Annotated in this window: 10 protein-coding genes; 6 read left to right on the top strand and 4 right to left on the bottom strand. The window is 76.8% G+C overall.

Annotated elements, in window-relative coordinates:
• The coding region (locus FAF44_RS51435) for a PadR family transcriptional regulator (protein WP_237110809.1) at positions 1 to 582 on the bottom strand (582 nt) is incomplete at its 3' end.
• A 162-nt stretch (positions 583 to 744) separates the two neighbouring features.
• On the opposite strand from FAF44_RS51435, the gene FAF44_RS51430 reads away from it, so the two are divergent.
• The 3 genes from FAF44_RS51430 to cynS all read left to right on the top strand — a co-directional run bounded on the left by FAF44_RS51430 (position 745) and on the right by cynS (position 2,859).
• Entirely contained in the window at positions 745 to 930 is a 186-nt protein-coding gene (locus FAF44_RS51430; protein WP_237110808.1) for a hypothetical protein, read from the top strand.
• Positions 931 to 979: 49 nt separating this feature from the next.
• Positions 980 to 2,350, top strand: coding sequence for an FAD/NAD(P)-binding protein (locus FAF44_RS51425; RefSeq protein ID WP_237110807.1), 1,371 nt, complete (start codon positions 980 to 982; stop codon positions 2,348 to 2,350).
• Positions 2,351 to 2,415: 65 nt separating this feature from the next.
• Positions 2,416 to 2,859, top strand: coding sequence for a cyanase (gene cynS / locus FAF44_RS51420; protein WP_237110806.1), 444 nt, complete (start codon positions 2,416 to 2,418; stop codon positions 2,857 to 2,859).
• Positions 2,860 to 2,862: 3 nt separating this feature from the next.
• Here cynS and FAF44_RS51415 read toward each other — a convergent pair whose 3' ends face one another.
• On the bottom strand, positions 2,863 to 4,044 hold the full coding sequence (locus FAF44_RS51415) for a molybdopterin molybdotransferase MoeA (RefSeq protein WP_237110805.1): 1,182 nt from the start codon (positions 4,042 to 4,044) through the stop codon (positions 2,863 to 2,865).
• A gap of 347 nt (positions 4,045 to 4,391) precedes the next feature.
• Here FAF44_RS51415 and FAF44_RS51410 point away from each other — a divergent pair, with 347 nt between their 5' ends.
• Positions 4,392 to 4,904: a hypothetical protein gene (locus tag FAF44_RS51410; RefSeq protein ID WP_237110804.1), complete on the top strand. Its 513-nt coding sequence runs from the start codon at positions 4,392 to 4,394 to the stop codon at positions 4,902 to 4,904.
• 281 nt (positions 4,905 to 5,185) lie between these two features.
• Here the strand turns inward: FAF44_RS51410 and FAF44_RS51405 are convergent, their stop codons facing one another.
• Entirely contained in the window at positions 5,186 to 6,250 is a 1,065-nt protein-coding gene (locus FAF44_RS51405) for a helix-turn-helix transcriptional regulator (RefSeq protein WP_237110803.1), read from the bottom strand.
• An 8-nt stretch (positions 6,251 to 6,258) separates the two neighbouring features.
• Complete coding sequence (locus FAF44_RS51400; protein ID WP_237110802.1) at positions 6,259 to 7,818, bottom strand: AAA family ATPase; 1,560 nt, start codon at positions 7,816 to 7,818, stop codon at positions 6,259 to 6,261.
• A gap of 85 nt (positions 7,819 to 7,903) precedes the next feature.
• Here FAF44_RS51400 and FAF44_RS51395 point away from each other — a divergent pair, with 85 nt between their 5' ends.
• Both FAF44_RS51395 and FAF44_RS51390 read left to right on the top strand, forming a co-directional pair.
• The gene (locus FAF44_RS51395) at positions 7,904 to 10,648 is read left to right on the top strand and encodes an AAA family ATPase (RefSeq protein WP_237110801.1); all 2,745 of its coding nucleotides are present in this window, start codon (positions 7,904 to 7,906) and stop codon (positions 10,646 to 10,648) included.
• A gap of 35 nt (positions 10,649 to 10,683) precedes the next feature.
• Positions 10,684 to 11,930: AAA family ATPase (locus FAF44_RS51390; protein ID WP_237110800.1), on the top strand; the 1,247-nt coding region annotated here is incomplete at its 3' end.

Genomic DNA, 11,930 nt, shown 5'->3' with positions numbered 1-11,930 from the left:
CGCCGGCCTGCGCGAGCGGCGCGAGCGCGCGGACGGGTTCGAGCACCTGGTGGCCTCCTGGCGGTACGAGACGGCCGTGCGCGTCAGGCGGAGCGCGGCCTCGGCCGTCTCGTACCGCCAGGAGGCCACCAGGTGCTCGAACCCGTCCGCGCGCTCGCGCCGCTCGCGCAGGCCGGCGACGATCGGCTCGAGCCGCCGCGCCTGCGCGGCCAGCAGCGGCGCGGGATCCGTCGCGGCCCGGTCGAGCAGGGCCAGCTTGACGAGGAACGCGGTGCGCATGTCCCGGATGTGGGCGACCGGGCGCATCAGCCAGGCCCGCGCGGCGGCCCGTCCGGACGGGGTGGCGGCGAGCAGCGTGCGCCGGGGACCGCCCCGGCCCGGCTCCGTTCCCGACGGCGTGACCAGCGACAACTCGACCAGCCGGTCCAGCGCGCGGTAGACGCGCGGGCGCGGCACCTGCCAGAACGTGCCGACCGGGCCGTCCGGGGCGGTGAGCCGGGAGACGGCGAAGCCGTGTGTGGGGCCTTCGGCGACCAGCGCGAGCACGACCCACTCGGTGAGCGACAAGCCGGGAGAGTCCACCCGTCCAGGGTAGGGGCGATCGTGGTGCCGGCAGGGCACTAAGTAGTCTCAAAGGGACTAGCCGCAGGTTCGGAGGACTGCCAGGTGACAGGCAACCAGATGCCCGCCTTAAGGTTCAGGCCCAGGCCGAACGCCATCTGCGTCGGAGGGCCCTGCGACGGCATGCTCACCCGCATCCACCAGGACGTCGGCGTCGTACGGGTGCCGGTCGAGGCGTCCGGGGAGAGCCTGAGCATCGCGTACCGGATCACCTCGGGGCGGGTGCACCATCCCTCCAGCGACGTCCCGTTCACCGTGCTCGCGTGGGCCGGCGCGACCGGCTGCAGCGGCCCGGAACCTCCCGGGTGACCAGCGTCGACGCCAATTATCCCATATATCCCACAGGTATAGTGGGTTTATGGTCCTTCCCACGGTCGCCGTCATCGGAGGCGGCGCGAGCGGCGCCCTGACCGCCATCCACCTGCTGCGGCTCGCCCGCGCCTCCGGCACTCCGGTGGCGGTCACGCTGCTCGACCAGGGCGGCCGGCACGCGCTCGGCCAGGCGTACGCCACCACCGACCCGCACCACCTGCTCAACACCCGCGCCGACCGGATGAGCGCCCTCGACGGCGAGCCGGACCACCTGCCGGCGTGGGCCCGCGCCACGGGCCTGGACGTGACCGGCACCGGCTACCTGCCGCGCGCCGTCTACGGCCGCTACCTGCGCGAGGTCCTGGCCGCCGCCGAGGACCCGCCCGCGCGCACGGTCGAGCGCGTCACCGGCGCGGCCGTCGCCCTGGAGAACCGCGCCGGCACGTACGCGGTCCGGCTGGCGGACGGCCGCCGGGTGCGCGCCGACGCGGTCGTCCTGGCGCTCGGCAACCGCGGCCCCGCCCCGCTGCCGGGCGTGGCGGCGCACCCCCGGTACGTCGCCGACCCGTGGGCGGGCGACGCGCTGACCGGCATCGGCGACGGCGCGCCCGTGCTGGTGCTCGGCACCGGCCTGACGATGGTCGACGTGGCGCTCACCGTGACCCGGGCGCATCCGGGCACGGTGGTGTACGCGCTGTCGAGGCACGCCCTGCTGCCCCGCGCGCACCCGGCCGTCCCCGCGCCGCCCGTCCCCGTGCCCTTCCCCGAGGGGCCGCTGCGCGTCGCCGACCTCCTGGCCGCCACCCGGCGGGCGGTGCGGGAGAACGGCGGCGACTGGCACGGCGTCATGGAGGGGCTGCGGCCGCACGCCCAGACGCTGTGGCGGCGGCTCGCGCCGGACGAGCGGCGGCTGTTCCTGCGGCGGGTGGCCCGCTACTGGGAGATCCACCGGCACCGCATCCCGCCCGCCTCCGCCGCCGCCGTCGCCGCGCTGCGAGCCGGCGGCCGGTTGCGGCTGCTGCGCGGCAGCCTGGTCTCGGCCCGGCCCGCCGACGGCGGCCTGCGCGTGCGCGCCGACCTCGACGGCGCCCTGACCGAACTCGACGTCGGCTGGCTGGTCAACGCCACGGGGCCGGGCTCCGACCTCACCTCCGACCCGTTCCTGGCCAGCCTCCTCGCCTCCGGGACGGCCCGTCCCGACCGCCTGCGGCTCGGCCTCGACGCCACACCCGAGGGCGTGGTGCTGGACGCGACCGGGCGGCCGAACGAGCGCCTGTTCGCGTTGGGCCCCCTCCTGCGGGGAACGCTCTACGAGACGACCGCCGTGCCAGAGATCCGCGCCCAGGCGGCGGCCCTCGCCCCGCGCCTGGTCGAGGTGGCCGCCTCCCGCGCCGCCCGCGCGCAGCCGGTGGCGTGAGCGGGGCGGGTGACGGATGCTAGATTGAGGGCCGATTGTATGCTGTATACAAATTGGAGGCCCTTGTGCTCACCAAGAAGGAAGCCGCCGAAGCCGTCCGCGCCGCCAAGATCGCCACGGGCGTGACCTGGGCCCAGCTCGCCGAGGCGGTCGGCAGGCCCGTGGCGTGGACGACCGCCGCGCTGCTCGGCCAGCACCCGATGAGCAAGGACGAGGCGGGCGCGGCGGCAGCCCTCCTCGAACTCGGCGAGGACGTCGCGCTGGCCCTCACGACACAGCCCACCCGGGGCGCGCTCGACTCCGCCGTCCCGGTCGATCCGACGATCTACCGCCTCTACGAGGTGATCCAGGTCTACGGGCCGACCATCAAGGAGCTGATCCACGAGGAGTGCGGCGACGGCATCATGAGCGCCATCAACTTCCGCCTCGACGTACGGCGGGTGCCGGACCCGGCCGGCGACCGCATCGTCATCACCATGGACGGGAAGTACCTGCCCTACCAGTGGTGACGCTCAACCCCGCAGCAGGACGAGCGGCACCGGCTGCCCCGGCTCGGCCCCGTGCGGGACCGCCGCCAGCGCGTCACCGAGGGCCGCGCCGTTGAGGAACGCCGGGCGGTCGCCGCCGAGAGCCCGCACGCCCGGCCCGTCCCAGACGACCGGGACGATGCGGGTGCGGCCGGCCGGCGCCGCCACCGGGGTGAGCAGCGGAGCCTGCGGCAGGACACCGAGCGCACGCCCCGACAGCCCGGCGAGCAGCGGGCCGAGCAGCGTGTGCGCGGCGGCCAGCGCGGCGAACGGGTTGCCGGGCAGCCCCACGACGTACGGGCCGCCGGGCGGCCGGGCGAGCAGCGCGGGATGACCGGGACGGGACGCGACCGCGTCGACGATCCAGCGGGCGGCACGTTCGGCGAGCAGGCGGCGCAGCCCGTCGGTGACGCCGACCGACGTGGACCCCGTGACCACGACGACGTCGGCGCGGGCCGCCGCCTCCAGCGCCTCGGCCAGCGCCGAGTCGGGCTCGTCGGGCACGTGCGCGAGGCCGTCGAGGCTCCCGCCGAGACCGGCGACGAGCGCGGGCAGCAGCGGGCCGAGCGCGTCGCGGACCCGGCCGGGACCGGGCAGGCCCTGATGGACCAGCTCGTCCCCGGTGACGACCGCCATGACGGACGGCAGGCGGCGGACCGGCAGCTCGTCGTATCCGCACGAGGCGGCCAGGCCCAGCAGCGCGGGCCCCACCGGCGTGCCCGCGGGGGCCAGCCGCGCGCCGGCCGGGGCGTCCTCGCCCGCGACCCTGATGTGCTTGCCGCGGGGCAGGCCGGGACCGGCCACCGCCCCGTCACGGGCGTCGGCCGCCTCGACCGGCAGCACCGCCCACGCGCCCGGCGGGACGACCGCCCCCGTGGAGATCTCCACGGCCCGGCCGGCCGCCAGCCGCTCGCCCGGCCACGGCCGGCCGGGGCGGGCGCTGCCGTCGATCGTCCACGGGCCGTCGCCCGCCACGGCGTAGCCGTCCATGGCGGAGGTGTCGAAGGCCGGCAGCGGCGTGGCCGCGACGAGGTCCTCGGCGAGCACCAGGCCCGCCGCCTCGCCCAGCGGCACGCGCACGGGAGACGTCGGCTCGGCCGAGGCGTGCGCGAACTGTCTCGCGGTCGCCCAGGGGACGTCTCGACGGGTTTCCCGATCGGCTGCCATCACCACGCCTCACGGTCCCACTTGCGGCCTTTCCCCTGCAAGTCGCCATGCGCACCACGGGTGTCCGCGCTGGAGGAGGTGGGCGCGGCCGGCGACGCACAGGTTCCCGCCCGCGCCCACCCCTCGATCCCCGGGCCCGCCTTTCCCAACGTCCCGGGAAGCTCTTGGTAGTCCCCATGAGACTACCGGCGGCGGAGAAAGGCAAGAGGCTCATCAGCGGGTCGGATCACGCCATTCGCCTCTCATCTGCGAGGAGTAAGCTGAAACCAGCTTGCAGTTGAGTGTGAATCGCCGCGGCGGCGGGCACGGCTCGCCAGGAGCAGGCGTGACGAGGCGAGGAGATGCCGGTGCAGCCCACGTCGACCGACCTTCCAGCAGCCGGCCAGGTGGCCCTGTCGGGCGAGGTGCGCGCGCCCGCCTGGCTGAGCGTCGCCACGCTGAGGTCCATGCCGCAGCGGGAGATGACGGTGAGCTTCGAGTGCCGCACCTCCGGCGCGAGACGCCACTACTTCACCGGGCCGCTGCTGATCGACGTGCTCCACGGCGCCGAACCGCGCTTCGACGCCGGCGAGCGCAAGGACCGGCTGCGCTTCCTGATCTCGGTGCTGGGCCGCGACGGGCACCGCGCGGTGTTGTCGTGGGGCGAGATCGACCCCGAGTTCGGCAACACCCCGGCGCTGCTGGCCGTCAGCATGGACTGCCGGGCCCTCGACGACCAGGGGCCCCATCTGGTCATGCCGGGCGACCGTTGCGGGGCCCGGCACATCAGCCAGGTCACCGACCTGCGGGTGTGGGCCGACGACCCGTTATGGAACACCGCACACCCGCACGACGGGCCGGCTTCGCACATACCAGCCTGAACCCCCGTCTTCCGCCGCACCAGCGACATGATCTACGGTGCTGTACGTGTCGGCCACCGGCTCCGACGGCTACCGCGCCACCGTGGCCTGGGCCGAGCTCGACCCCGGCTTCTCCGGCAAGAAGGTGCTGCTCGCCGTGAGCCAGGACGGCGACAGGCTCGACGGGCAGGGGCCCCGGCTGGTCGTCCCCGGCGACGTGAAGGGCGGCCGCTACGTCAGCGGGGTCGTCCGTCTCGACGTCGGCACCGCCGGCCCCTCCCGAGCGGCCTCGCCCGCGACGCTCAGCCGGCCGCGTCGCCGTCGTCGGCGAAGGCGTGCAACTGGGCCCGGTTCGAGACGCCGAGCTTCGGGAAGATCCGGTACAGGTGGCTGCTGACCGTCCGGTGCGACAGGAACAACCGCTCGCCGATCTCCTTGTTCGTCAGGCCCTGCCCGGCCAGCCGGACGATCTGCAACTCCTGGGCGGTGAGCAGGTCGAGGCGGGAACGCTCGGGCCCGCCGGGGCGCAGGCCCGCCGCCCGCAGCTCGATCCTGGCGCGTTCGGCCCACGGCCGCGCGCCGAGGCGTTCGAAGACGTCGAGCGCGGCCGACAGCTCCTCCCTCGCCCGCCTGGTCCGGTAGCGGCGACGCAGCCGCTGGCCGTGCTCCAGGTGCGCGCGAGCCCGCTCGAACGGCCACTGACCGGGCGGGCAGCCGTCGATCGCGGCCTCGAAGTGGCGGGAGGCGTCCTCGTCGGAGGTGGCCAGCAGGCCGCGGGCCGTGCCGAGCAGCAGGGTCAGCCGCTCCGTGGAGCGTCCCGCCAGGTCACCGGCCGCCGCGTCGATCACGCGGACGGCGTCCTCGACGTGCCCGGTGAGCGCGGCGGCCCCCGCCAGGTCGGCCAGCGCGTGGTAGGAGTGGTGGTCGTGCACGGGCTCGCCGCCGCCGGTGAACAGGTGCCTGAAGTGGTTGTACGCGGCCTCGTGGCTGCCCTCGGCGGTGGCGGCCAGGCCGAGCGCGCGTCCGCAGCGCACGATGACCAGGCGGTTCTGGGGGTCGGTGCCGGCCAGGCTCTGGTGGGCGAGCGCGCGGGCCCGTCCGGCCTGCCCGCGCAGGGCGGCGAGCGTGGCCCGCAACGCCCGCGCCGGAGCGGCGGACGGACCCTGGTCGCGCTCACCGCCGATCCGCGCGGCGTGCCCGGCCACCAACTCGGCCTGCTGCCACCGGCCCGTCTCCAGGCAGGCGAACCCGTACGTGGTCAGGAACGCGCTGTTGCCGGACACCGGGGCCGGCTCCCGCTCGGGGTCGAGCAGCGGCGCGAGCAGTTCGGCGGCGGCCTCGGGCAGGTCGGCGAAGGCCGCCGTCATGCCCAGCGTCAGGCGGGCGGCGAAGTCGCGGCAGGGGGCCGCCCGCTCGCGTTCGAGCGCCGCGCCGCGGCGGACGGGGCGTGCCCGGCGGCGGCCTCGGCGGCGGGAATGAGCAGGGCCATGGCGGCGTCCTGCCGCCCGCTGCTGGAGACGACCCAGCCGACCAGCGGCGGGAGCAGCGCCAGCACCCCCGGATCGTCGGTCAGCGCGGTCACCGAGGCGGCCAGCTCCTCCACCTTGGCCGCCTGCTCCAGGTACAGGGCCGAACGGGCGGCCTTGACCAGCCGGGCCGCCCGGTCCCGGGGGCCGGGGGTGAGGCGGGCGGCGCGCTCATGGGTGGTGAGGGCCTCGGCGAGGGCGCCCCGCCGTCCCGCCCGGTCGCCCGCGGCCTCCAGCAGGGCGGCGACCTCCTCGTCCGCGCCGTCGGCGGCGGAGGCGAGGTGGCGGGCGCGGCGGTCGGGGTCGTGTTCGAGCGCGCGGGCCAGGCGCAGGTGCGCCCGGCGGCGTTCCTCGAACGAGACCGCCCGGCTGACGGCCGACCGAATCAACGGATACCGAAACCCCGGCCCCACACCACCACTTCCACCGGCCCCCTCGCCCTCGCCGGGGAGTGTAAGCAGCCCGGCCTCCGCCGCCGCGACCAGCGCGCCCGCCAAGCCACCCACCGCACCGTCCGCCGTGCCGTCGGTCGGGGTGTGCGTGGGTGTGCCTGCCGGGGTGCCCGGCGGGGCCGTCAGTGAGGTCAGCACGGCGGGCCATTCGTCGTCGCACGCCGCGGCCAGGGTGACCACCAGGTCCCGCGCCGCGCGTGGGAGTTGCGCGAGTTGCCCTGCGTAGAGCCGGTCCAGGCGTTCGGTGAGCGGGAGCGGCTCCCCCGGCCCGTACGCCGCCCCCGTCCACGATCTCGCGGCCTTGGCCAGCTCGATGATCGCCAGCGGATTCCCGCCCGCCTCCCGCAGCAGCAGCCGGGCCAGCGGTTCGGGCGGCGTCCCCGGCTGCAGGCCGAGCAGCGTCCCGGCCGCCTCGGCGGGCAGCGGCCCGAGCCGCAGCTCCGCCGCGTCCGCCGCGAGCGGCGACGGGACCCGCCCGCGCGTGGCGGCCAGCACGGTGACCTGCCGCGAACCCCGGGCGGCGAACCCGGCCACCTCCAGCGAGGCGGGATCGCCCCACTGGGCGTCGTCCACCAGGAGCAGCACCCCGCCGAGCGCGGACAGCAGCGCCAGCGCGGCCGGGGCCACCGCCGCCCGGTCCGGCCGCGCTCCCCCGCCGTCCATGGCGAACGCGGCCCGCAACGCCGCGCGCTCCGGAGGCGGCAGGGCGTCCAGGCCGCCGAGCAGCGGGCGCAGGAGCTGGTGCAGCACCGCGTACGGCAGGGCGGTCTCGCCCTGGTAGCCGCGCGCCCTGAGCACGGTCGTGGTGCCGGGCCACGAGCGGAGCACGTCCTCGATGAGGGCGCTCTTGCCCAGCCCGGCGTCCCCGCGGACGAGCAGCGCCCCGGGCCGTCCTGGACGGCGCGGCCGGAGGAAGTCCTCGATCAGCGCGGACTCGCGGGCACGGCCAACGATCACGTTCCACCGCCGTAGTCGTGTCGGGCAGTTCTCCAGGCTCCGTTTTTAAGGTATGACCATCGGGAGCGATTCCGAAGGAGCCTCGATGCGGATCGATTCCGGGCTCGTGGGCCGGGACGCGGAACTCGCCCTGCTGGGCGAGCTGATCGGCGGGCTGCCCGCACGGGGCGGCGCGCTGCTGGTCCTGGGCGACGCGGGCGTCGGCAAGTCCGCGCTGTTGCGGGCCGCGGTGGAGCCGGCCGCCGCGGCGGGGCATCGCGTCCTGGAGGCCGCGGGGGTGGAGCCGGAGGCCGGGTCGCCGTACGCCGGGCTGCACCGGCTCCTCTGGCCGATGGTCAGGATGGCCGCCGGGCTGCCCGAGCCGCAGCGCCAGGCGGTGCTGTCGGCCATGGGGCTGCGCGAGGGTCCGCGGCCCGAGGCGTTCACGGTGGCCCTGGGGGTGCTGAACCTGCTGGCGGGGCAGGCGGACGGCCACCCGATCGTCGTGGCACTCGACGACCTGCACTGGCTCGACCAGGAGACCCAGGAGACGCTGGCGTTCGTCGCGCACCGGGTGGAGCGCGACCCCGTGCTGATCGTCGCGACCGCGCGCAGCGGGCACGCGAGCCCGTTCGCCGCCGCCGGCCTGCCGGAGCTCACCCTCACCGGCCTCGACGACGCGGCGGCGGGTGAGCTGCTGCTCGCCTACGCCGGCGACCTCGGAGCCGCTTGGCAGGCCCGGATCGTCCGGGAGTCGCGGGGCAACCCGCTCGCCCTGCTGGAGCTGGCCGACGCCTGGCGGGCGCGGGGCGGCGCCGGAACGGGCGTCACACCGCGCCCGGCGCTGACCGAGCGGCTGGAACGCGCCTTCGCCGGCCGCATCGCCGAACTGCCGCCCGGCACCAGGGACGCGCTGCTCGTCGCGGCCGTCGAGCACGGCGGCGCGCTGCCCGAGATCCTCGCCGCCGCGTCCACGCTGGCCGGGCGGTCGCTGACCGCGGCCGTGCTGGATCCCGCCGCGCGGGCCAGGCTGCTGCGCCTGGACGGTGGCCGGCTGCGCTTTCGCGACCCGCTCGTCCGTCCGGCCGTGCTCGGGCTGGAGCCGCTGACCCGCCGGCTGGCCGCCAACGCCGCCATGGCCGGGGCGCTGTCCGGCGATCCGCTGCGGCGCGCCTGGCACCGCGCGCAGTCGATCATCGGGCCGGACGACCGGCTCGCCGACGAGCTGGAGGACGGCCACCCGGCCTCGCTGCGGGGCGGTGCGGTGACGACGGCCGTCTGGGCGCTGGAGCGCGCGGCGCGGCTCACGACCGACCCCGCCCGCCGGGGCCGGCGGCTGCTGCTGGCCGCCGGGCACGCCTTCGCCCTGGGCCGCGCCGAGCTCGTCGGACGGCTGGTCACCGAGGCGGCCCGCGACGAGCTGGCCGAGCAGGACCGGGCCCGGCTGGAATGGCTGAAGGAGATCTTCACCGACGGAACTCCCGGCGACGCGGACCGCGTCGCGGAGCTGTGCGCGACGGCCGCGCGCTCGGTCGTCGCCGGCGATCGGGACCTCGCCCTCGACCTCCTGCACGGGGCCGCCCTGCGCTGCTGGTGGGCCGAGCCCGGCTCGCACAGCCGCAGGGAGGTGGCCGGGGTGGCCGAGTCGCTCCCGCTGCCGGCCACCGACGCCCGCTACGTCGCCGCGCTGGCGCTCGCCGAGCCGGTCCGGCGGGGCGCGGCCGTGCACGAGCTGCTCTCCGCGGCGCTGCCCGCCGGCGCCCTGGACGCGGTCGCCCTGCACCTGCTCGGCCAGGCCGCGTACGCCATCGGCGACCTGCCGCGCGCCGCCGACGTCCTCAGCAGGGCGGAGCCGCGGCTGCGCGACGAGGGGCGGCTCGGGCTGCTGGCGCAGGCGCTGGTCACGCGGTCCGCCTGCCAGCTCCTCACCGGCGACCTCGACCACGCGGGCGCGGCGGCCGAGGAGGGCCGCCGCCTGGCCGCGGACACCGGGCAGCCGCTCTGGGAGACGGCCGCGCTGACGCGCACCGCCCTCTGGCACGCGTTGCGCGGCGAGTCGGAGCGGGCCCTGGAGCTGGCGGGCGCGGCCGAGACCGCGGCCGGGCGGGACGGGCTCGGCCTCCTGACGTGCGGCGCGCTGCTGGCCAAGGGGGTGGCCCTGCTGGTGGCGGGCGCGTACGAGGCGGCGTACCAGGAGCTGCGCAGGCCGTTCGAGCCGGCCGATCCCGGCCACCATCCGCGCGAGTGCTTCGGCGCGGTGATGTTCCTGGCCGAGGCCGCGCTGCGCGCCGGCCACCTCCCGCACACCCGGCACGTGCTCGCCGACCTGGAGCGCTCCGCCCTGCGCACGCCCGCGCCGCTGCTGCACGGCCAGCTCCTGTACGCCCGCGCCGTCCTGGCCTCCGGGCCCGACGCGGAGGGCCTGTACGAGACGGCGCTGCGCCACGACCTCTCCCGCTGGCCGCTGCTGCGCGCGAAGCTGGAGCTGGCCCACGGCCGCTGGTTGCGCCGGCGGCGGCGCAGCGCCGAGGCGCGCATGCCGTTGCGCTCGGCCCAGGCCACCTTCGACCTCATCGGCGCGCGCACGTGGGCCGGCCAGGCGCGCGCGGACCTGCGCTCGTCGGGCGAACGCGCTCCCGCGCCGCGGCCCGCCGTGCTCTCGCCCCAGGAGCTGGAGATCGCCCGGCTCGTCGCGGACGGCCTGTCGAACAGGGAGATCGGCGAGCGCCTGCACCTGTCGCCCCGGACGATCGGCAGCCACCTCTACCGGATCTTCCCCAAGCTCGGCATCACGACCCGGGCGCAACTGGCCTCCCACGTCGAACGCCTGGCCGCCGGCCCGCCCGACTGACCTCCAGGCTGCCAGGGCCGCAGTCGTTTGACGCTATGGCGAGCGCCGCCGCCGTGCGTACGATCGCCGCAGGGCTCGGACGGCTGGGGGGTCGCATGCGCAACCCGCAACTGCTCGGACGCGACGGCGAACTGGCGATCCTGGACGACCTGGTCGCCCGGCTGCCCGCGGCCGGTGGCGCGATCATCCTGCTGGGCGAGCCGGGCATCGGCCGTACGACGTTGCTGCGCGCGGCCGTCGCTCGTGCCCGTACGGCGGGGGCGGAGGTGCTGCACGTCACCGGCGTGCCGGACGCCCCGCCGTACACGGGGCTGCGCGGGCTGCTCGGCCCCGTGCTCGACGCGGGCCGCGACCTGCCCCGGGCGCAGCTCGCCCTGGTGGCGGCGGCACCGCACGGCGGGGCGGCGGGGCAGCCGCTCGCGGTGGCCAAGGCGGCGCTCGTCCTGCTGGCGGCGTGCGCGGCGGAGCGTCCGCTGCTGCTGGCGGTGGACGACGCGCACCTGCTCGACCGGGCCTCGTGCGAGGCGCTGGGGTTCATCGCCAGACGGCTGGGCCCGGATCCCGTCCTCCTGGTCGCCACCGCGCGCACCGCCACCGTCCCGGATCTCACCGCCACGAGCCGCGCGGTGGGCCACCCGCCGGTAGCGGGGCACTTCGGGAGGGACGAGAGGGGACGCGCGATTCCGGCCGTGTCGCTGGAGGTGCCGCCACTGGACGACGTCACCGCCCGGGTGCTGCTCGGACGGCTCGCGCCGCGCCTCACGGTCACGGCTCGCGAGCGGGTCCTGGAGGTGGCCCAGGGTAACCCGCTCGCCCTGACCGAACTCCCGCTCGCCTGGCGGGACGGCGGCCCGTCGGACTCGTGGACGTCCCCGGCGGTGACGCCGAAGCTGGTCAGGGCGTTCGCCGGCGGGCTGGACGCGCTCCCTTCCGGGGCGCGGGACATGTTGCTGGTGGCGGCCGTGGACTACGTGGGCGACCTGCCGGAGATCCTGGCGGCGTCCGCGCCGCCGGCCGGGCGCGCGGTCATGGGGGACCTCGACGCCGCTGTGGCGGCGGGCCTCGTCCGGTCCGACGGCCACGCGCTGCGTTTCGCGCATCCCGTGGTCCGCGCCGCCGTTCTGGACCTGGCTCCGGCGGAGCGGCGGCGGGCTGCCCACGCCGCCCTGGCCCGGGTGCTCACCACGGAGCCGCACCGACGCACCTGGCATCGCGCCCACTCCCTGCTGACGGACGCCCCAGGACCGCCCCCGGAACCGGCCACCCCACCGACCAACCGGCC

Source organism: Nonomuraea sp. MG754425 (assembly GCF_021699195.1).
Lineage (GTDB): Bacteria > Actinomycetota > Actinomycetes > Streptosporangiales > Streptosporangiaceae > Nonomuraea.
Note: the sequence above shows the minus strand (reverse complement) of the source record. Positions and strands in the feature narration are given on the sequence as shown.